Annotated in this window: 17 protein-coding genes; 11 read left to right on the top strand and 6 right to left on the bottom strand. The window is 60.2% G+C overall.

The window, feature by feature from the left end:
* Positions 1-185 precede the first annotated feature (185 nt).
* The 3 genes from ACR0LI_RS12910 to fdhF all read left to right on the top strand — a co-directional run bounded on the left by ACR0LI_RS12910 (position 186) and on the right by fdhF (position 5,653).
* Positions 186-1,067, top strand: a complete 882-nt coding sequence (locus ACR0LI_RS12910; protein WP_171636780.1) for a LysR family transcriptional regulator — start codon at positions 186-188, stop codon at positions 1,065-1,067.
* Between the two features lie 85 nt (positions 1,068-1,152).
* Positions 1,153-2,856: an NAD(P)H-dependent oxidoreductase subunit E gene (locus tag ACR0LI_RS12905; RefSeq protein ID WP_480718625.1), complete on the top strand. Its 1,704-nt coding sequence runs from the start codon at positions 1,153-1,155 to the stop codon at positions 2,854-2,856.
* Positions 2,857-2,869: 13 nt separating this feature from the next.
* Positions 2,870-5,653, top strand: coding sequence for a formate dehydrogenase subunit alpha (fdhF, locus tag ACR0LI_RS12900; protein WP_480718624.1), 2,784 nt, complete (start codon positions 2,870-2,872; stop codon positions 5,651-5,653).
* 269 nt (positions 5,654-5,922) lie between these two features.
* On the opposite strand, the gene ACR0LI_RS12895 is transcribed toward fdhF, so the two are convergent.
* The 4 genes from ACR0LI_RS12895 to ACR0LI_RS12880 all read right to left on the bottom strand — a co-directional run bounded on the left by ACR0LI_RS12895 (position 5,923) and on the right by ACR0LI_RS12880 (position 13,330).
* Positions 5,923-10,011 carry a translocation/assembly module TamB domain-containing protein gene (locus ACR0LI_RS12895; protein WP_480718623.1) on the bottom strand — a complete coding sequence of 1,363 codons (4,089 nt, stop codon included), beginning with the start codon at positions 10,009-10,011 and terminating at the stop codon, positions 5,923-5,925.
* Complete coding sequence (locus tag ACR0LI_RS12890; protein WP_171636786.1) at positions 10,008-11,813, bottom strand: autotransporter assembly complex protein TamA; 1,806 nt, start codon at positions 11,811-11,813, stop codon at positions 10,008-10,010. The genes ACR0LI_RS12895 and ACR0LI_RS12890 overlap by 4 nt, the downstream gene beginning before the upstream one ends.
* Positions 11,814-11,965: 152 nt before the next feature.
* Positions 11,966-12,952, bottom strand: a complete 987-nt coding sequence (locus ACR0LI_RS12885; protein ID WP_209834909.1) for a type I glyceraldehyde-3-phosphate dehydrogenase — start codon at positions 12,950-12,952, stop codon at positions 11,966-11,968.
* Positions 12,953-13,006: 54 nt separating this feature from the next.
* Positions 13,007-13,330 carry a hypothetical protein gene (locus ACR0LI_RS12880; RefSeq protein WP_170344942.1) on the bottom strand — a complete coding sequence of 108 codons (324 nt, stop codon included), beginning with the start codon at positions 13,328-13,330 and terminating at the stop codon, positions 13,007-13,009.
* Positions 13,331-13,655: 325 nt separating this feature from the next.
* Here ACR0LI_RS12880 and ACR0LI_RS12875 point away from each other — a divergent pair, with 325 nt between their 5' ends.
* Positions 13,656-14,012, top strand: coding sequence for a hypothetical protein (locus tag ACR0LI_RS12875; RefSeq protein WP_209834911.1), 357 nt, complete (start codon positions 13,656-13,658; stop codon positions 14,010-14,012).
* A 15-nt stretch (positions 14,013-14,027) separates the two neighbouring features.
* On the opposite strand, the gene ACR0LI_RS12870 is transcribed toward ACR0LI_RS12875, so the two are convergent.
* Complete coding sequence (locus ACR0LI_RS12870; RefSeq protein WP_171636791.1) at positions 14,028-14,963, bottom strand: 2-hydroxyacid dehydrogenase; 936 nt, start codon at positions 14,961-14,963, stop codon at positions 14,028-14,030.
* Positions 14,964-15,093: 130 nt separating this feature from the next.
* On the opposite strand from ACR0LI_RS12870, the gene ACR0LI_RS12865 reads away from it, so the two are divergent.
* The 4 genes from ACR0LI_RS12865 to ACR0LI_RS12850 all read left to right on the top strand — a co-directional run bounded on the left by ACR0LI_RS12865 (position 15,094) and on the right by ACR0LI_RS12850 (position 17,775).
* Positions 15,094-15,321: a hypothetical protein gene (locus tag ACR0LI_RS12865; protein ID WP_171636793.1), complete on the top strand. Its 228-nt coding sequence runs from the start codon at positions 15,094-15,096 to the stop codon at positions 15,319-15,321.
* Between the two features lie 7 nt (positions 15,322-15,328).
* Positions 15,329-16,135 carry a thioesterase family protein gene (locus ACR0LI_RS12860; protein ID WP_480718622.1) on the top strand — a complete coding sequence of 269 codons (807 nt, stop codon included), beginning with the start codon at positions 15,329-15,331 and terminating at the stop codon, positions 16,133-16,135.
* Between the two features lie 72 nt (positions 16,136-16,207).
* A complete protein-coding gene (locus ACR0LI_RS12855) occupies positions 16,208-16,855 on the top strand; it encodes a DUF1007 family protein (RefSeq protein ID WP_480491437.1) in 648 nt (215 codons plus the stop codon).
* Positions 16,840-17,775: a nickel/cobalt transporter gene (locus ACR0LI_RS12850; protein WP_480718621.1), complete on the top strand. Its 936-nt coding sequence runs from the start codon at positions 16,840-16,842 to the stop codon at positions 17,773-17,775. Before ACR0LI_RS12855 ends, ACR0LI_RS12850 begins: the two co-directional genes overlap by 16 nt.
* A gap of 1 nt (position 17,776) precedes the next feature.
* On the opposite strand, the gene truA is transcribed toward ACR0LI_RS12850, so the two are convergent.
* Positions 17,777-18,544, bottom strand: a complete 768-nt coding sequence (gene truA / locus ACR0LI_RS12845; protein WP_480486862.1) for a tRNA pseudouridine(38-40) synthase TruA — start codon at positions 18,542-18,544, stop codon at positions 17,777-17,779.
* A 107-nt stretch (positions 18,545-18,651) separates the two neighbouring features.
* Between truA and ACR0LI_RS12840 the strand changes: the two genes are divergently transcribed.
* The 3 genes from ACR0LI_RS12840 to ACR0LI_RS12830 are packed head-to-tail and all read left to right on the top strand — an operon-like array spanning position 18,652 to position 21,501.
* On the top strand, positions 18,652-20,067 hold the full coding sequence (locus ACR0LI_RS12840) for a YcjX family GTP-binding protein (RefSeq protein ID WP_480718620.1): 1,416 nt from the start codon (positions 18,652-18,654) through the stop codon (positions 20,065-20,067).
* The gene (locus tag ACR0LI_RS12835; RefSeq protein ID WP_480718619.1) at positions 20,064-20,519 is read left to right on the top strand and encodes an N-acetyltransferase family protein; all 456 of its coding nucleotides are present in this window, start codon (positions 20,064-20,066) and stop codon (positions 20,517-20,519) included. The genes ACR0LI_RS12840 and ACR0LI_RS12835 overlap by 4 nt, the downstream gene beginning before the upstream one ends.
* Positions 20,512-21,501, top strand: a complete 990-nt coding sequence (locus tag ACR0LI_RS12830) for a YcjF family protein (protein ID WP_480486866.1) — start codon at positions 20,512-20,514, stop codon at positions 21,499-21,501. The genes ACR0LI_RS12835 and ACR0LI_RS12830 overlap by 8 nt, the downstream gene beginning before the upstream one ends.
* Positions 21,502-21,510: the final 9 nt, after the last annotated feature.

Genomic DNA, 21,510 nt, shown 5'->3' with positions numbered 1-21,510 from the left:
AATTTCCGGGTTTTGTCAGCTTTGTTTCGCTTGGGTGAAGACGTCATACGATTCACTGTTCCTGCATGGTAAATGCCTTGAGTTCGGGAATCACAAGTCGCAGCCCGCGCAATTTAAGCGCTCTTTTCTCTGCCGTCGAATATCCGATACTCTGACGAACGACCCGCCAACAGGAATGCCCTGAGATGATCGAAATTCGCGACCTGCAATTGCTCAGTGCCTTGGCACGGCATCGGCATTTTGCCAAGGCGGCAGAGGAATGCGGGATATCTCAACCCGCGTTCTCGATGCGTATCCGTAACCTCGAAGACCGATTGGGCGTCTCTATCGTCCGCCGCGCCAACCGGTTTCAGGGTCTGACCGAAGAGGGCGAGATGATCGTCCAGCGGGCGCGTCGCATTCTCGATGACACCAAAGCACTGGAACAGCAGGTGCTGGCCACCAAGGGCGAGATCACCGGTACGCTGATCCTTGGCGTGATTCCGACGGCCATCGCCTTTACAGGGCGCCTCACCAAACGCTTTCGGCAAGCGCATCCGCGCATCGTTACGCGCATCGAAACCATGTCTGCCACCGCCATTCAACACCGGCTGGACGAAGGAAGCCTGGACGCCGGGATAACATATGGCGACAGCATCGGGACCGATCTGCGACAGGTGCAACCTTTGTACGAGGAAACCTATGTTCTGCTGGTTCCTTCACACATGACGGACGAAAACGGCCCCTTGCCTTGGGCGCGCGTGGCTGAATTTCCGCTGAGCCTGCTCGAGCCGCAGATGCAAAACCGGCGTATTCTGGATCGTATCTTTGCCGAACAGGGGCTGCACCCGGACGTGGTTGCCGAAACCAGCGGATTTACCGCGTCGATGGTGATGGCACGCGAGGGGCTGGCTGCCACGGTTGTGCCACGTGTCCTTATTCGGGCATTGGGCGAGTTGCAGGGGACAAAGGTGCTGCCGCTGGTCGATCCGATTGTCAGCAAACCGATCTGTCTGGCCACCCTGAGCCGAGATCCTGAACTGCCAACGGTGCAGGCACTGCGCGCTGTGGTGACGTCTTTACGGTGATAAGATGTCGTTATCGTGCGATTGCAAAAAGCGATTTGACGATATGCTAGCCTGATGAGACACGGGGCCTGAATCGGAGGGCATTATGGCACCATTAGACACCAAGCCATCAGGCGCACCCAAGGGCGTCTGGAAGTCAGGTAAAGGCAAGGGGCGGCACACGCCCAAAGGCCGACAGTTTACGGATGAAGCACAGGCCGAAATTGCGCGCCTGCTGGGCGACCGCCCACGCCGCCGCGACCTGTTGATCGAGTATTTGCATCTGATTCAGGACACGCACGGCCATATCAGCGCCGACCATATTGCCGCGCTGGCCGTCGAGATGCGGATCGGGCAGGCCGAGATTTACGAGACCGCGACCTTCTATGCCCATTTCGACGTGGTGAAAGAAGGTGAAACACCGCCCCCCGCGCTGACCATTCGTGTCTGTGATTCCCTGTCCTGCGAAATGGCTGGTGCGCAGCAGTTGAAAAAAGCGTTGGAGGATGGGCTGGACCCGTCCGAAGTGCGCGTTCTGCGCGCGCCCTGCATGGGACGCTGCGACACGGCACCGGTGCTCGAGATTGGTCACAACCATATCGACCACGCGACCCCTGAAAAGGTGCAGGCCGCTATTGCTGCCGATGACACCCATGCTCATCTACCCGATTACGAAACCTTCGCGGCCTACGAGGCCAATGACGGCTATACCAAGCTGAAAGAGCTGCGCGAGGGCGGCGACTGGGAAGCGGTTCAGGAACAGGTTCTGGCCTCGGGCCTGCGCGGTTTGGGCGGCGCCGGTTTTCCGTCGGGCAAGAAATGGGGCTTTGTCCGCATGAATGACGGCTCGCGCTATCTGGCCGTGAACGGGGACGAGGGCGAACCCGGCACCTTCAAGGATCGCTACTATCTGGAACGCACGCCGCATGTTTTCCTCGAAGGTATGCTGATCGCCGCCTGGGCGGTTCAGGCGGAAACCTGCTTCATCTACATGCGCGACGAATACCCAGCCGTTCTGGAAATTCTGCGGCGCGAGATTGCCGCGCTGGAACAGGCCGGAATCGTTGAGCCGGGCTATATCGACCTGCGCCGGGGTGCTGGTGCCTATATCTGCGGCGAAGAATCCGCGATGATCGAATCGATCGAGGGAAAAAAGGGCCTGCCGCGTCATCGCCCGCCCTTCGTGGCGCAGGTCGGCGTATTCGGCCGCCCGACGCTGGTGCACAACGTGGAAACACTCTACTGGGTGTCCAAAATCTGCCGGGAAGGTCCGGAGATCCTCAATTCAGTTGAAAAGAATGGCCGCAAGGGGCTGCGCAGCTATTCGGTCTCGGGCCGGGTGGCGAAACCCGGCGTCTACCTGCTGCCGGCAGGGTCGACCATTCTTGACGTGATTGATGCCGCCGGGGGCATGGCCGAAGGTCATGTGTTCAAGGCGTATCAACCGGGCGGGCCGTCGTCAGGTCTTCTCCCCTCCAGCATCGACGACGTCCCGCTCGACTTTGACACCCTGCAGCCGCTGGGCACCTTCATCGGATCCGCTGCGGTTGTGGTTCTGTCCGATCAGGACACGGCCCGCGATGCGGCGCTGAACATGCTGCGGTTCTTCGAGGACGAAAGCTGTGGCCAGTGCACGCCCTGCCGGGCGGGCTGCGAAAAAGCGGTCAAGCTGATGCGGGCCGAGAAGTGGGATACCGACCTGCTGGAAGATCTGTGCCAGGTGATGGGCGACGCCTCGATCTGCGGGCTGGGGCAGGCGGCCCCGAACCCGATCCGCCTGGTCATGAAACACTTCGCTGAAGAAATCTGAGGGAGACAGAGCCATGCTTGATGCAAGCCCAAACAAGACCGTCACCTTCAACCTGAACGGCGATGACGTCACCGTGCCCGAAGGCACCACCATCTGGGAAGCGGCCAACGGCCGTGGACTGGTGATCCCGCATCTGTGTCACAAACCGGCGCCGGGCTACAAACCCGATGGCAACTGCCGCGCCTGCATGGTCGAGGTGGAAGGCGAGCGTACGCTGGTCGCCTCGTGCATCCGTCCGGCGGCTGACGGGATGGTGGTGAAAACCGACACCGACCGCGCCGAGAAATCGCGCGCCATGGTCATGGAACTGTTGGTGGCCGACCAGCCCGAGCAGCCGCATGACAAATCGAGCCATTTCTGGGATATGGCCAAGCTGAACGATGTCAGCGACAGCCGCTTTCCGGCGAAAGAGCCCGAGAAGATCCCGTTGCTGGATGACAGCCATGTGGCGATGCGGGTCAATCTGGATGCCTGCATCAATTGCAACCTCTGCGTCCGCGCCTGCCGCGACGTTCAGGTGAATGACGTGATCGGCATGGCCGGGCGCGGGCATACCGCGCAGGTGGTGTTCGACCAGAACGACCCGATGGGCGAGTCGACCTGCGTGGCCTGCGGCGAATGCGTTCAGGCCTGCCCGACCGGCGCGCTGATGCCCGCCACCGTCCTGGACGACCAGCAGCATGGCGACAGCAAGGATTACGATTCCGAAACCGAAAGCGTCTGCCCCTTCTGCGGGGTGGGCTGCAAGGTCAGCCTCAAGGTCAAGGACGGCAAGGTCAAATATGTCGAGGGCATCAACGGCCCCGCCAACGAAGGCCGTCTGTGCGTCAAGGGCCGGTTCGGGTTCGACTATATCCATCACCTGCACCGCCTGACCAAACCGCTGATCCGGCGCGAGGATGCACCGTCAAAAGGTCTGAACGTTGATCCCGGCAACCTGTCGACCCATTTCCGCGAAGCGACCTGGGAAGAGGCGATGGATCTGGCGGCCACCAGACTGATGGCCCTGCGCGACCAAGACCCGCGCAGCGTTGCGGGCTTTGGATCGGCCAAATGCACCAACGAGGAAGCCTATCTGTTCCAAAAGTTCATCCGTCAGGGTTTCAAACACAACAATGTCGACCACTGCACCCGTCTGTGCCATGCGTCGTCCGTTGCCGCTCTGATCGAGAACGTGGGCTCGGGCGCGGTGACGGCGACCTTCAACGAGATCGAGAATGCCGATGTGGCCATCATCATCGGGTCGAACCCGATTGAAAACCACCCTGTCGCGGCCACCTATTTCAAGCAGTTCGCCAAGCGCGGCGGCAAGCTGATCGTGATGGACCCGCGCGGCGTCGGCATGCGCAAATTCGCGGACGAAATGCTGCAGTTCCGGCCCGGTGCCGATGTCTCGATGCTGAACGCGATCATGAACGTGATCGTCGAAGAAGAGCTTTATGACAGCCAGTACATCCACCGCTGGACCGAGAACTGGGAGGCCGAGAAAGAGCACCTGCGCCAGTTCACGCCCGAGGCGATGGCACCGATCTGCGGCATCGATCCGGATCAGCTGCGTCGCGTTGCGCGCACCTTTGCCAATGCCAAGGCGGGTCTGATCTTCTGGGGCATGGGCGTCAGCCAGCATATCCACGGCACCGACAATTCGCGCTGCCTGATCTCGCTGGCCCTGATGACCGGGAATGTCGGCAAACCCGGCGCGGGTCTGCACCCTCTGCGGGGCCAGAACAACGTGCAGGGCGCATCAGACGCCGGGCTGATCCCGATGTTCCTGCCGGACTACAAGACGGTGACGGATGACGGCATTCGCGCGCAGTTCACCGAGGTCTGGAAATCGGACGATTTCTCAAACGAGAAGGGTTTGACCGTCACCGAGATCATTGACCAAGCCTATGCAGGCAACATCAAGGGCATGTACATTCAGGGTGAAAACCCGGCCATGTCCGATCCGGATGTTGGCCACGCACGTGAGGCCCTGGCCAAGCTGGACCTGATGATCGTGCAGGACATCTTCCTGACCGAAACCGCGAACTATGCCGACATCATCCTGCCGGCCTCGGCGCTGTATGAAAAGAACGGCACGGTTTCGAACACCAACCGTCAGGTGCAACGTGTCCGTCCGGCCGTGGCGCCTCCGGGTGAGGCGCGCGAGGATTGGAAGATCACGGTCGAACTGGCGCAGCGTATCGGGCTGAACTGGGATTACACAGATGTGTCCGAGGTCTTTGCCGAGATGAAACTGACCATGCAGTCGCTTGACAATATCACGTGGGAACGGCTGGAAAACGAGACGATCACCTATCCGTCGCTCAGCGAAACCGATCCCGGCCAGCCTATTGTGTTCGGCGATGGCTTCCCCCGCGCGGGGGGCAAAGCAAGGTTCACTCCGGCCAATGTCATCCCGCCTGATGAAGCGCCCGATGATGAATACCCGATGATTGCCACCACCGGCCGTCAGCTGGAACATTGGCATACCGGTTCAATGACCCGCCGGGCAAAGGTTCTTGACGCGGTCGAGCCAGAAGCCAACTGCTCGATGAACCCGCGCACGCTGAAGCTGATGGGGATTGAACCGGGCGAAATGATCCGCCTGACCACGCGTCGCGGTTCGATTGAAATCATGGTGCGCGCCGACCGGGCCATTGCCGAAGACATGGTGTTCATCCCGTTTGCCTATGTCGAAGCGGCGGCGAACATCCTGACGAACTCGGCCATCGACCCCTACGGCAAGATCCCCGAGTTCAAGTTCTCGGCCATTCGTGTCGAAAAGATCGAGGATGCGATGGCAGCGGAGTAAGATCGCGGCCAGACTGAACAAGGGCGGCCTCTGGAAGGGGCCGCTTTTTTCTTTGCCGCGCCGTCGTTCAAACGATTGCCTCATCTGACTTGCCCCGGCAATTCGTCGCGTTTTCATTTGGTCGCGGCACCACGCAAATTTCCGCACTGGCGATGGCATCGCGACCACCAACGAAATCGGAACCAGGCGTCCATAAGGCAATGTGAACACCCGTCACCTGCTGGTGCGAAACAAACGGATGGCTCAACGCGGCTTTTATTGGCAGCTGGTCAATAGTCACGCTCGAAGAACAGACCCAGGCCGGTTTCCCCTCGGCCATCGACCGTACCGCGCACCGTGAAATTGTCCGTGACATCGAGGTTTAGGTTCACTTCGGTGTCACCTTCGGTGTTCACGGTGAAATCCGTATAGAGGTTTTCACCCAGGTACGCGCCCGCGCCCAAACGGCCCGCGCCGCTTTCCGAAGCTCCTATGTCGACCGTGTCGACTCCGGTGGAGTCGCGGAGACCTTTGGTTGCATCACCACCCGCACCGCTAAGCTGCGCCAGTGATGCTGCCATTTGCGCGATCAGGAAAGGCGAGATTTCTGAAAACCGGTTCCCGAACAGCAACATTGCCAGCGCTTCTTCAGCCGGACGTTCAGGGTCGGAAAACACATTGACCTCAGGTGAATCCAGCGGGCCGGCAATTTCGATCGTCGCGGTGCCGTCAGACGTGCTGGCTGAAGACTCGAACTCGATATACGGGGTCAGGTCGCCTTGCAATGTGACGATCCCCTTGGTCAGTGCCAATCTGCGGCCCAGAATGTCGAAATTCCCTCGGATCAGTTCGATCTGACCGGACGGAACAACAGAGGCAGTGGTACCGCCGATGAAAATTCGACCGCCCAGTTCTGCGTTCACCCCTCGTCCTCTGACGAAAACCGCCTTGGGTGCAAGCAGGCTGATATCCAGCGCAATACGGGATGCGCTTTTCTCCGATCCTTCGGTCACGACCAATCCGGCCCGCTCTCGCGTGATGAAACCGGCGCGACTTTCGTTGATGTGCTGGATGTCCGGGATAGGTGCCGCGCCTACCGCGCCGGACGCGGCGGCAAGGTTGATGTTGGTTTCGTCAAACGTGATCTGACCGGCAAGCGAACTGTTTCCGGCCAACGCCCCGGTCATGGCAATCTGACCGTTCAGGGTGGTTTCATACAGCAACCGGTCTGTCAGCACCAGGTTGTTCAGGGTGGTGGTAATCTGGGCGTTGAACGGAGGGGTCAGGTCAACAGGCCCGTTGACGGTAAAGTTGCCTCCCGCCCGAACTCCGCCATTCAGTGTAATGTTTGCGCGACTTTGCGCCAGATCCACCTGACCACTGATCCCGGTAATGGTCTGACCAGCACCCGGAATGGCAAGGGATGTGCCCGAAGTGGTGACTGAACCGCTCAGCGACGCCAGCGCCGGAGCACCCTTGAGTGCCAGATCGAAGCGCGCCGACCCGTCGATCTTGTTGGGTGTGATGAAGACATTCGCGATCCCAAGGTTGATGCCGCCCTGTGCCTTCAGATCCGCCTGACCGTTGGTTTCATCAAAGGTGCCAGCCAACGTGGTGTCTATGTCGGCAGGCCCTTGCGCCTTGGCGTCAATCGTCCAGACACCGTTATCGCGTTTGGCCGTTCCCTTTGCTGCCACAGTGCCGGGAAATTCGGGAACGAACCGCTCGATCCGGTTCAGTTTGGCGTCAAAATCCACATCAGCCGAGCCATTCTGGCCGACCGTTCCTTGAAGGCTGGCGTAAGAGCTGTCAGGCCCGTCCAGGCGGGCGGTGCCTTCCAACCCAGAGCCGGTCGGAGCGACGTTCCCGCTCAGGTTCAGCGGGCCTGACAAGGTTTGCGACAGACGGGCAAGGTCATCCAGTTTGGCGGAAAAGTCCAAACCGCCGGCGTCTCGGTTCAGCTTGCCCGATGCATTCGCCGAAAGGGCCGTTCCAATCAGTTGGAACGTACGGATATCCAGGCCTTCATCGTCGTTCATCGCGTCCACGGTCAGGTTCGTTCGACCCTGGATCAGGTCGTCAACGGCGTCGATCCCGGTTTTGATGTCGTCCGCTGCCAGATTGCCTTTTACGTCGAACGCTTTGCTGCCGACTGCGCCCTTGCCGACAATATCCGCACGGATCGCCCCTGCCAGATCGCGTTTTGCAAGGCTTGAAAACGGTGACAGGTCCGGGATGTTCAGATTGACCTGCCCGTCAATGGCAAGGGCTTTCCTTGGGTCGTCTATGGTGGCAGAGGCCTTGACGGTCAGCGCTGAACCGTTCACCGATGCGTCGCGGATCACAATCTGTTCCTGGCTCAGCGCACCGTCGAACGTGATCTCGTTGCGACCGACCAACAGCGGGTCGATCTCGGCCAGACCGGTTTTGATATCCCGGCCCGATACGCTGGCCGTGCCGTCAAACTCCAGCGTCTGAACAGTTCCTTTTCCTTTCAGTTTCGCTTGCACTGCACCCCCAAGCTCGCGTTTGGCAAGGCCCGAAAACACGGACAGGTCCCGGGAATTGACCGTCGCCTGACCATCGATCGTCACGTTGCCATCAGGGGTCGTTACGGTGCCGTCGGCCTGGGCGCGCAAGGTATCACCGATCAGGGTGAAATCTTGGATGGTTATGCCATCTGCGCCACGCTTGGCGTCGAGCGTTATTGCTGTGTTGCCCTTGATCACCGGATCGATGTCATCACGCCCGGTCGAGAGGTCGGTTCCTTCGACCTCCAGTTTGCCGTCGAAACTGCCTTCCAGTGGTGAGCCTTTACCGTTTAGACGGGCCGAGACCTGGCCTCCCAGCTCCAGTTGGGCCAGTTCCGAAAACCGGGACAAATCCGTGGCTTCCAAAGTGGCGGTGCCGTCGATGGCCAAACCGGTGGACAGGCCGCTGACCAATGCGTCGACACCCAATTCGTAATCCGAACCAACCAGTTCGAGACCGGTCAGGTTCAGGGATTGGTCACTGCCATAGTCAAAGGTGCCATCCAGAGTGATGAGGTCGCCTATTGCTGCATTCAGGGCCTCGTCCGCCAGATCAATTCCGTCCAACGCGGCCTGCAGATTGCCATTGATTTTTAGCGCTGCGCCCTGTTCCAAGGTCCCGTGAGCAGTAATTTGCGCGCGCTCCAAATTAACTTGCTCGGCCTGCACGGCGTTCGCAGTCAGGCTCAGGTCCCAATGATTGCCGTTTTTTTCGTCGTACAGCGCCGAAATCTGTGCCGCTCCAACGGACGTGTCACCGCCCGAGGCTGGAAGAGTTACCCTTTCACCCTCCGGTGGCGTTATGCGTCCTTGCAGGGCCGCGAGTTGCAATCGCCCACCTGCCGCCAACTGTAACTGGCCTTTCAGGTTCAGTGCTTGTGACGAGATCTCAAGTTCGTCAATTTCCAGCGCACCTTCAGGTTGGGTTCGCCCATCCACATAGAGCTGTGTTTTGGCACCGAAAAAAGTATCCATTTCTTCGGCGACAAAAGGTGTCAAATCACCGCCGAGATCGGCAGTAAACGCAATGCCCTCTTCCGCGCTAGCCGCGGCAGTCGGGGCCGAGCGTAACCGAACCTGCCCTGTCACCCGAGGCTGACCATCGCTGCTGAGACCGATATCGGCCGTAAAATCGGTCACGGGTCCGGACCCTTTCGCTGTCAGCGCGATAGGCGGGGTATCCGGCATATCAAGAGCGGTCGAGATCAGGCCGCCCGCTGCCTCTGTCACCTGAAGATCAAGATTGATCTGGCTGTTTGAATTCTGAAAGCCCGCGGCCAACTTGATCTCATCGCCCGCCCGGTCCAGCCGCGTGATATCAAGGTTGGTGTCCAGCGTTCCGTCGGCCAGTGACAGGTTGCCACTAACCGCCAGTTCTGCGGCCACTCCGATCAGGGGCTGGCCCAAAGCCAGCTCGTCGATGCGAATTTCACCGATTTCAATGGCTACGGGCAGTTCAGGCAGTTGGAAGCCCTTTGTTTCTGCGGTTGGCGGCGGCGTGTCTTTGGTGGTGGTGCCCGGCGCACGGGCAACGTCGATTTCTTGTGCAGTCAAGGCATTGACCGAGAACCGCCCACGGATCAAAGCCAGCCGGTTCCAGTCAAGTTCGGCGTCCTTTATAGTCAGCCAGACCCCTTCGTCATCGGCAACCGTGATCTCGGCAATCGTGGCACGTGAACTCAGTGCACCTTGCAGGCCCTTGACGGTGACGTTCTGATCGTCGCCCGACAGGGTATCCTGTAGGAACCGCTCGATCATGCTGCCGCCTTCGTCCTCCTGCGGATGTCCGGCCACAGGCACGATTGCCAGCGCGGCGATCAGCAGAGGATATGAAAGGTGCCGTCTCAAAATGCCTGTCCGATCCCGATATAGAACTGTAGCCCGTCCCCGGTGGGACCGCTGACAGGATAGGCCAGATCAAGACGCAAGGGGCCAAACCCGCCCAGATCGTATCTTACGCCGATACCGGCGCCCGAGTGGTCTTCCGCGCCGCTGCCGACAAACGAAGATGTATCGACGACACCGTAGTCGTAAAACCCGACAAGCGACAGGCTGTCGGTCACCTTGCCTCGGATCTCGCCGGACAAGCCAATAAATGACTTGCCGCCCGCGACGCCGCTTCCGACCGGAATGCCGAGGCTTTCATACGGCTGCCCGCGAACGGTTCCCGCACCGCCCGAGAAAAACAGAAAGTCGGGCGTGACGCCATTTGCGGGTGGGCCGATTACCGATCCCAGTTGCGCCCGCCCCGCCAGTACAACCCGTCCTCCGGTGCCAAGGCTGGTATAGGCACGACCGTCGAAAAACAGACGAATTCCCGTGTCGCTGCCGGAAAAGCCGACAAAGGGCATGATCTGGGAATCCAGATAGAAACCGCGCGTTGCACTGACTTTGCTGTCACGCTCATCCCATTCGGATCGGAACGGCACGATGAAATACCTGAACTTGCGCCCGCTGCCATATGCGTCATCCGCGTCCGACCACTGGAACCCGGCCGATGCCTCGGCGTAAAGATTGTCCGAGAACGTCCGGCGCGCACCATAGGCCAGCGAAGCCACCGTCACATTGTAGTTTTCCGTGTTGCGGCGTTCCAGCAGGGCGCTCCAGAAGGTGTTGTCATCAGGTCCAAGCCGGTCAGGTTGATCCAGACGCAGCCCGATCCGGCCATCAATATCCTCTGCACCGCCAATATTTCGAACCGCCGCTTCGAAGCGCAGACGTTCTGCGCGCCTGAACATATTGCGATGGGTCCACGTCGCCGTCACATCCACACCATCGCGAGAGGCCAGTTCGACACCAAAGGTCAACCGACGTTTGGGCAGGTCTTCGAACGTGGCGTCGAAATCCAGTGTGCCATCGGGGTTTGGAGTCTCTCGTTCCTGCAACGAGACCACGTTGAACGTGCCGGTCCGGCGCAACCGTGTTCCCACCTTCTGGATTTTCTCAGGGGAATAGACCTCTCCACTTGGGAACCCGGCGATCTTTTCGATGGATCTGTGGCGTACATCTGAATTGCCCTTGATGAACATCTTGCCAAATGTCAGCCTGCGCCCGGGATCAAGGTCGATCTGGGCATCCAGACGAGCTTGGGCGTGGCGCGCGATGATTGTCTGACCCGCAATTCCGGCTTTTGCGTGACCCGCGTCCCTCCATCCCTGAACACCGGCCGAGGAGGCCTGTTGAATGGCACCGGTCGTCGCCAGTTTCCCGGGGGCAAAATCCTCGGGGAGTTTGGTTTCAGGGGCCAGGGGCTGAACAGTGGCGGTGCCGAATTTGAAGCTTGGCCCGGTTTCAACGGCAATCGCAGCACGGTTTATTTGTGCAGGCACCGTGAGAGAGCTCAGCTCGGCCGCTTCCTGTCCATCAAGCTTGATGCTGACGACCGGGCTGAAATAGCCCTCGTCGTAAAGGATTTGCACGATCGTACGGTAATCCGACAAGGCCGCCGAGAGGATTTCAAGCGGGGTGTCGAGGCCGCGTTCTTCAGCCGTGGTTACTGAGGATGTCTGCTTGAGACGTTCAACCAGTTCTTTCGATGCACCAGGGGCGGTGAGAGACGTTTCCAGCGCCGCCAGCGTGGTTGGGGCCAAAGTCACAACTGTGGCCATCAGCCAGCGCCCCAGGCGGCATTGCCGCTTGCTCCTTTGCATGAATTGCCCCAACTGTCCCAATTCCAGTTCTCTTGTCCGTGTCGTGCACGGCCCTTTGAATTCAGGTTAGAGCATCTGAAAGCGGATGGGGAAAGGAATTATACATGAGACGAGAATTTTTTCGGCCAAATTGTGTTGAGGTTGCCGCCCGGCTATTCGGCTGCCATCAGGCGGGCCACGTCCAGCATTCGCGCCGAGAAGCCCCATTCGTTGTCGTACCAGCCAAAGACCCTGACCTGATTTTCACCCACCATACGGGTCTCGGGCCCGGCAACAACCAGCGATTCAGGGCGGGACCGCAAGTCGGACGAGACCAGCGGCAAATCAGTCCAGCCAAGCACCGGGGATGCAGCAACGGATTGTTTCAGGGCTTGATCGAAGGTTTCGGCGCTCATGCCGCGCTGCAATGTGACCACGAGGTCCACGGCTGACACACTTGCCGTCGGAACGCGGACAGCCGCGCCCGAGATACGCCCGGCCAGATGCGGAAGGACGACATCGATCAGGTGCATCGCGCTCGATGTGGTCGGAACCATCGACAGCGCCCCCGCCCGGGAACGGGCAAGGTCGCCGCGCGGCGCATCCACCATCGGTTGGCTGTTGGTATAGCAGTGGATGGTGGTCATGTGCCCCGACACGATACCGCCGATATCGTCGATGACCTTGACCAGTGGCACCAGCCCATTTGTGGTGCAGGATGCGTTTGACACAATCCGGGCGCTGCCCAACTGGTCTTCGTTCGCACCCAGAACGACGGTGACATCAGCAGCAGGGGAGGGGCCTGAGATCAGCACTTTGCCTGCGCCCGCAGACAAACCGCGACGCGCAACGTCCGAACTGCGGGCGATACCCGTACAATCCAGCATGACGTCAACGCCCGACAGATCAACGCGGGTCAGATCAGCGCTGTGTGTCATGGGAATTGAGTGACCATCCACGATCAGCGCGGCGTTCCCTGTGGACACATCGCCGGAATAGGGGCCAAACGTGCTGTCGTATTTGAACAGGTATGCACAGGTGTCCAGCGGCGCGATGTCATTGATCAGCACCAGCTCGATATCTGACCCTGCCGGCAGGGCCAGAACCTGCCGCAGGATCGTACGGCCAATACGGCCGAATCCGTTTATTGCGAGTTTCATGCGCAAGCTATGGCAGGCCGGTCCGGCGACCTCAATGCCTGATCTGACGCTGTGTCAGTTGCAGCTGACCTGCGAGAAAAACTGGCCCGAGATGTTCTGATACATGCTGGCCACGATCGGCTTGCACCCGGTTGCCTGCTGAATCGCGGCAATGGCCTGAACGGTGCGCAGGCGCGGTGGCGGACCGAATGGGTTGAGGTTGTTGTTGTCACGCGTGGCGCGATAGACAACCGGCGCATCGGAAACCTGTGTCACCGCCCAGGTGCGGCTCATGACGAACACGGATTTGGTTTCTTCCTTGGCCGAGATGGGGGATGCAAAAAGGGCCGCGGATGAAGCGAGTGCTGCGACGGCCAGCAGGGCAGGGCGTAGTTTCATGGAACAATCTCCAGTGCTCAAAATCAGAATTTACTTGGATTTCAGCAAATTCCGGCCCGCCTGTGAAGCCCCAAGGTCAGAAATTTGCGACGCCACCCCGTCGGGCAGGTGTTACCGACGATCTGTGGGCAATGGCAAATGCCGGTTGCAGCACCTGTGCCGCCAATGCCTGACCCACCCCGGATCGCCTGTGTTGCGGGCTTGCGAACAGGGGGCACGCAGACAGATTTTTTGGTATGCTTCGAAGGTACGTGTCGGGGGCTTGGCCCTGCCGGGTTAGGGGTATAACCTTGACCACAAATGATTTCAGCTCTGCGAGGCCGCCATGAATGCCCCAAGTTTTACCGCCATCGCCGCATGCGGCATTCTATTGATGAACACCGTGGTCGAGGCCAAGCCGCTGTCCCGAATCATAGCCGAGATGGGGTTGTCTCCGGCAGATTTCGAAGTGGTCAACGCAGCCTCGAACGCGCTTTTGACCAGCGGTACGCCTTCCGTGGGCCAGGAACGGTCATGGAAGAATGACGACACGGGTTCCAAAGGGACAATCCGGGTACGATCGGTACAGGGAAACTGCGTTGGTCTTCAGCATGTGATTCAGCCGGACGGCGGTGATCAGAGCAGGGAAATCCGAACCCGCCGGTGCAACGACGGCAACGGCAATTGGATCCTTACGCCCTGATCATCAGCTCAGATTTCAGTAACCCTGATCACGATTGACTTCATGCAGCAAGGCCGCGCCGGAGCTGAGGCGCCGGAAGTTTTCAGCCACATCCGACAAGGCGTCGCCCAGATGCCAGCCTGAAACATGTGGTGTGATCGTCACACCGGGGTGGCGCCATAGCGGGCTGTCTTGTGGCAAAGGTTCCTGCGAGGTGACGTCCAAAACGGCATGGCCCGGAACCCCTGCGTCCAGTGCCGCGATAAGGGCGCCCTCATCAATCAGATTTCCGCGCCCGGCGTTCAGCAGCTGACTGCCGGGTTTCATCGCCGCCAGCATCCGGGCATCAAACAGGCCAGCGGTCTGAGGGGTCGAGGGCAGGATGGCGCAAACGTGGTCACATTGGCCAAGAAGCGCGGGCAACGCGTCCTGCCCATGCATGCAAGTTACGCCTTCAATGGCTTTGGGCGTACGGCTCCAGCCCATGACTTGAAAGCCCACGGCGTGCAGCATCCGCGCGGTGCGGGCGCCGATGTGGCCAAGACCCAGAACACCGACCACGGTGTCCGGGGTAAAAACCGGTGCTCGCGGGGACCACTCGGCGCGGGTTTGAGCCGCTTCGTGAAACGCCATGTGTCGCTGAGCGCGCAGGATATAGGCCAGAAACCACTCGGCAATGCCCTGTGCCGGTGCGTCAGGCTTCAGGCGGGTGATACGAACGTGACCGGGCAGACCGGGATGGCTGACAATGGTCTCGACCCCTGCGCCCAGCTTTTGAACCAGTTTCAGGTTCGGCAATCGCGTCGGGTGGTCACGTTGCATGTCAACCACGGCCAGCATGGTTATGTCATCAGGATTGCCCAGCGTTTCGGCGGTGCGGATATCCGCATCCGGTAACACGGCCTGTAAACTGCGGGCAATTTCGTCATCACTTATCCAGTTGGACAGCCCGGTTTCGATCAACAACGCCATGTGCGGCTCCTGCATATGTTAGATGTGGTGACGTCCCGTCACTGCGGTGGACAGGGCCCGGGCAGTTAAGCCATCCTTGCGGCGAAAGTATAGCCCGGACCCGGTGCTTCAGAGGGACATTTCCGAAAACATGACAATCAGCCTGGCCGTGCAAATTCATGATCATCTGCAAGACGTTGCTGATATGACCGGGGTCGAGGTCACTCGGATGGATGACGCATGTGTCCCTGGCGGTAATGGCGAAACTGATCGCAAGGCCGGCGTGTCCTACATTTTCGCCGCCAAAGTCGGAATGGGGAAAGTGTTTGAACGCCTGGGTTCAGACAAACGGAAACGATTTGCGCAAGAACAAACCTGAGGATCACATGGCGGAAGCGCTCGACTTTACCAACACGACTTATTTTCATCAGCGCGAGGACGGGGCGTTTGTTGGTAACGATGCCGCGCGCGGGCCTTGGTCTGCCGCACATTGCCACGCGGGGCCGGTCAGCGGCTTGATCGTACGGGCCGCGGAAACCGAAATCGGCCCCGAGAAGATGCTGACCCGACTGACTGTCGATTTGCTGAGGCCGCTCCCGCTGGCCGGGCTTCGCGTTGCGGCAGAGACCACGCGCCACACAAAGACGCTTGGGACCACGCGGGTCACGGTGCACGATCTCGACGATACGTTGTGCGCCACGGCAACAACCATGCACCTGTTGCGGCGCGATCTGGGGCAGATGCCGAATGTCGAGATGGATGCGCCGAAAATAGAGGACGTTGTCGATGGCCCTTTTCCGATAGGTGAAATTCGCCACGATCTGCCAGGCTTTGCCCATTACAGCGATATTCGCTATCCCGCAGGGGGAAAACAGGGGGCCGGGCCCAAAACGATTTGGATGCGTACTCCGCAGCTTTTGCAGGGCGAGGATCAATCGCCCATACAGGCCCTGTGCCCGTTGGCCGATTGTGGAAACGGTATCTCATGGAATGCGCCGACCACTGAAATGGGGTTCATGAATACGGACCTGACCGTGCATATCCACCGTGAACCGGTTTCGGATTGGCTGGCCTCAAAATCGATTTCGCATTGGCAGCCTTCCGGCATCGGCATGTCTCAGTCCGTGCTCTTTGATACGCAAGGTCCAGTGGGTACTGCGCTGCAAACACTGGTTCTGTTTCCGCCGACCTGATGGTGGGCCGGATTTCGCATCGGGAGTGAAAATGTCGTTGCCGCCACGCGGACGGAGACCTATCTTGCACCTATGCGTTATCTTATAACCACTATGATCCTTTGTTTGCCGATGGAGGCCAACGCCCACCCCCATGTCTTCATTGATACCGGGCTGGAGTTCATCGTGGATGACGCTGGTCAACTGACCCATGTTCGCGTGACCTGGGCGTATGACGAATTCTACTCGTTGTTGGTTCTGGAAGACATGAAGCTGGATCAGGATGCTGACGGCGTTCTGACGGAAAGCGAAGAACGGTTCCTGACCGGGTTCGATACGCAGTGGGTGGAAGGATATAACGGCGATCTTGTCGTTACCACAGACGGAACCCCCGTCGCGCTGTCGGGCCCGATGGAGGCGCAGGCGACAGTTGAAGACGGGCGCGTTGTCACCACGCATCTCAGGGCGGTGGAGGCCGGTTCCGTCGCGGCCACGGCGCTGTCTGCGAAAGCGTTTGATGAGACGTTTTATACCGCGTACGAGGTGACGCGACCCGTGACCGTGACGGGCCCCGCCGCGTGCCAGATTGACCGGTTTGACCCGGATATCGACGGCGAACTGGCCCAGATGCAGGCCTTTCTGCTGACCCTGGACGCCGACTATGACTTCGAGGAAAATGACATCCCTCTGGTCGGTGAACGTTTTGCCACCGAGATCCGCGTTTCATGTCCCGCTACCTGATCCTGCCTGTCGGCCTGGCGATTGCACTGCTGCTCTGGTTTTGGGGCAGCGGAGGCTTTGACAGCCTTGCGGCCTGGGCTGCGGGGGAGCAACGAGAATTCCAGAACCAGATCGCCCGGTCCTTGCGTGCCGCGCGTGCCGAGCAACCCGAGGCGGTGGCAACGCTGTTGACGGTCTGTTTCGCCTACGGGTTCTTTCACGCCATCGGCCCCGGCCACGGAAAGGTCCTGATCGGGGGTTACGGTTTGGGTCGGCGTGTCGCCTTCTGGCGGTTGTCGGCGATCAGTGTATTGTCCAGCCTGGGGCAGGCGGTGACGGCCGTCGTCTTGGTCTATGCCGGGGTGCTGGTGTTCCAAATGTCCCGTGAAAGCCTTGTTGGAACGACGGAACAGGTCATGGCTCCGATAAGCTACGGAGCGATCGTCCTTATCGGTCTTTGGCTGGTGGTCCGGTCCTTGCGCAGTTTTGCAAAGAAACGGAATACCACATCGCCCCATGAGCACCATCAACAGGAAAATGATCACTCGCATCATCCCCACCACGATGGAGAAGTCTGTTCAGATTGCGGCCACCGCCATGGCCCGACCGCGCAGGAAGTTGCGAATGTGGGTTCACTGCGCGAGGCCCTTATCCTGATTGCGGGCATCGCGGCACGACCATGCACAGGGGCTTTGTTCGTGCTGATTCTGACGTGGCAGATGGGCATCGCGATGGTCGGTATCGCCGGGGCTTTTGCCATGGCATTGGGCACGGCGCTGGTGACGACATTGGTGGGATGGACGTCCTTTGGCCTTCGCGGAGGTCTGCTGGCCTCAGCCTCAGCCACACGGTTCGCATCGGTGTTGGCCCCAACCATCGAACTGGTCGCCGGGCTGATCATTGCCGTGATCGCAAGTGGTTTGCTGCTGCGTGCGATTTAGGTCAGTCGAACACCGGTTCCGGATATCCGACCCGCGCCAGATACAGCCCCTGCGGCGGGCACACCGGCCCGCAGGCTGCACGGTCGGCAGCTTCCAGCGCCTCACGCACCTCCTCCGGGGTCCACGCTCCGGCGCCCACACGTTCCAGCGTTCCGACGAAACTGCGCACCTGATTGTGCAGGAATGACCGAGCCCTTACGTGAAAATGAACTTCGGGGCCGGAAAAGCCCTGAACCTGTTCAACCCGCAACTCATCCAGAGTTTTGACCGGGCTGGCCGCCTGGCAAATCGACGACCTGAAGGTCGTGAAATCATGGCGACCCAGCAGCATGTTCGCCGCTTCCTGCATGGCCTCGACATCCAGCGGATGATTGATCTGCCAAACCTGCCCTTTATCATGGGTTGCAGGCGCGCGTCGCATCAGGACGCGGAACAGGTATTGCCGTTCGACCGCCGAAAACCGCGCGTGCCAATCGTCGGTCACGCGTGCGGCGTCCACGATCGCCACCGGCTGCGGTTTGAGGTGATAGTTTAGCGCCTCGGACAGGCGGAACGGGTCCCACTCCTTGGCCATGTCGCAATGGGCGACCTGACCCAACGCATGAACCCCGGCGTCGGTACGCCCTGCGGCAGCAATCGTATGCGCACCCGGCTGGATACGGGACAGGGCCTGTTCGATTGCGCCCTGCACGGACGGCTGATCCTTCTGCCGCTGCCATCCGGCAAACGGTTCCCCCTGGTATTCGACTTTCAACGCGTATCTGGGCATGTGCCGCTGGTACAGCGCGGCGCGGGAACGGGCAAGGGGGCGAAAGCGCTGGTATGTGCGGTACCCTCTACCTATCTTGGGTGAAACGATAATTGCGGGGCGACAGATTGGTCATCTCATCTCTGGCAGACAGTCTTGTGCGCGGCGTCGAAACCATCGGCGACAGCGTATCCGAGACGTTTTTTGAGCCTGTCATCCGCCTGGGTGTCACCGGGTTGGCGCGATCGGGCAAGACGGTTTTCATCACCTCGTTGGTGGCGAACCTGCTGGATCGGGGGCGCATGACCGGGTTGGTTGCGCAGCAGGAAGGTCGGATCAATGCCGCCTATCTGCAACCCCAACCGGATGACACTGTGCCCCGGTTCGATTATGAAACGCACCTGTCCGCCCTGACGGGTCCGTCACCGCACTGGCCGGACAGCACACGCGCGGTGTCAGAGCTGCGCCTGTCCTTCAAAGCCCGCCCAGCCGGCTTGCTCGCTGGCTTGCAGGGACCGCGCACCGTCCATCTGGATATCGTCGATTACCCCGGCGAATGGCTTCTGGATCTGGCCCTGCTGGACAAGTCTTATGCAGACTGGTCTTGGGAAACACTGGCGCGTATCGAGGCCCGCACGGAGGCAGCCGAGTATCTGGGGCAGGTCAATGCCGCAGACCCGTCCGGCGCACATGACGAGCCGACCGCGCAGGCGCTGGCATCGTCTTTCACGACCTATCTCAATCAGGCGCGTGAAGCGGGGTATTACGACTGTACCCCCGGGCGTTTCCTGCTGCCGGGGGATCTGGCCGGATCTCCGGTTCTGACCTTTGCGCCGTTGGTGGTGTCTGGCCCGTCGCGGCGCAGAACGCTTCATCGCGAGATGGAACGGCGATACGAAGCCTATAAAGCCCAGGTCGTGAAACCGTTTTTTCGCGATCATTTCTCGCGCATCGACCGGCAGGTGGTTCTCGTCGATGCGCTGGGCGCTATTCACAAAGGTCCTCAGGCGGTCGAGGATATGCGGCGCGCCATGGCTGATATCCTGTCGGCCTTTCGCCCCGGCCGAAACGCGTGGCTCAGCCAATTGCTGCTGGGCAAAAGGGTTGAACGCATCCTTTTTGCGGCGACAAAAGCGGACCACCTGCACCACATGCAGCATCCCCGCCTGACCGCGATTATCGAGGCGTTGACGCGCGAGGCGCGTGATCGGGCGAGTTTCGCAGGGGCCCGGACCGAGGCCCTGTCTCTGGCTTCGCTGCGTGCTACGACCGAAGAACTGCGCCACCACGACGGGACAGACTTGCCATGCGTTCGGGGTACCCTGTTGGAGAGCGGCAAACAGGCCGCCTTCTACCCGGGAGAATTGCCCGAGGATCCAGCGCATCTGTTGGGTCCGGCCCGCAACGGGGCTGATGCGTGGTTGGGCGAAGATTACGGCTTCATGGCCTTTGCCCCGGCAAAGCTGTCGCTAAAACCTGGTGATGGCCCGCCGCATATCCGGCTGGACAGGGCGGCACAGTTCTTGATCGGAGATCGGTTGTGACGACAATTCTGCGCCGCGCGCGCCCGACGGATGCGGGCACCATCGGGTCGATCCTGCACGGTTTCGCCTTGGAAAACGACTGGATGCCTGAATTGCACAGCTGCGCCGAGACAATTGCTTTCTGTGGTCGAATGATTGATCTGGAATGGGTGACCGTGGCCGAAACCGAGGCCGGCGTTGTTGGTTTTTTGGCGCTCGACGGTCGTGAAATCCATTCGCTTTATCTGGATGCTTCGGTTCGGGGCCGCGGGATTGGTCGGCAATTGCTGGATCACGCCAAATCGGCCCGCTCAGAGCTGAGTTTGTACGCGTTTCAGAACAATGCCCGAGCCTGCCGGTTTTATGAACGTAACGGCTTTGCCGAGGTGGCCCGCAGCGATGGGGCGGACAACGACGAAAACCTGCCGGACATACGGTTTGTCTGGCGCAGCGAGGATGTGATCAATGGCTAAAGGCCCGGTTTTGATCGATCTTGAAGCGGATGAGCCCCCTGCCGATGTCGCCAAGGCCCCGCCGGTGCCGGACATCGCGCAACCACAAGGGCAGGCGATGCAAGGCGCGGCACGGCTGGCGGCGCGCAAGCCATCGGCTCTGGCGCGCTGGTTCTGGGGGCTGGCCCTGGCAGTGGTCGGGGCGGCCGTATCGGTGGCCGCGTGGGATTTTGCAACTTCGCTGGTGGCGCGAACGCCTGTTTTGGGGTGGATCGTAACCGGGTTGATCGCCGCGCTGGTTCTTGTGGCGCTTATGATCGCAATCCGTGAACTGGCCGCATTGGGGCGATTGTCCCGTGTGGATGGCCTGCGTCGGGCCGCAGATACCGCGTTGGCAGAGGAAGATCTGGCTCAGGCCCGCGCAGTCACCAATCGTATCATCGCATTCTACAAGGGCCGGGAAGACACACGCTGGGGCCGCGAACGATTGGCCGAGCGGATGGCGGATCAGTTCGATGCGTCAGCTCTGCTGGAACTTGCCGAAGTTGAGCTGTTGGCGCCTCTGGACCAAGCCGCCAGCCGCGAGGTCGAGGCCGCGGCCCGGCAAGTTGCAACCGTGACCGCATTGGTGCCGCTGGCGCTTGCGGATGTGATAACCGCGCTGGCCGCGTCATTGCGGATGATCCGCCGGGTTGCCGAAATCTATGGCGGGCGCGCGGGTACGCTGGGCGGCTGGCGTCTGACCCGCAGTGTATTTGTGCATCTGGTGGCGACAGGGGCGGTTGCAGTCGGCGATGATCTGCTGGAGCCTGTCCTGGGCGGTTCCGTTCTGAGCAAACTGTCACGCCGGTTCGGCGAGGGTCTGGTCAACGGGGCACTCAGCGCTCGTGTGGGTGTGGCCGCGATGGAGGTGTGCCGCCCGCTGCCCTTCTCGGACAGGCACAAACCTTCGACGCGGGGCATCATCAAACGCGCCTTGCAGGGCCTGTTTTCCAAGGGTTGATCCAAAGCA

The organism is Ruegeria sp. CL7 (assembly GCF_056536445.1).
Note: the sequence above shows the minus strand (reverse complement) of the source record. Positions and strands in the feature narration are given on the sequence as shown.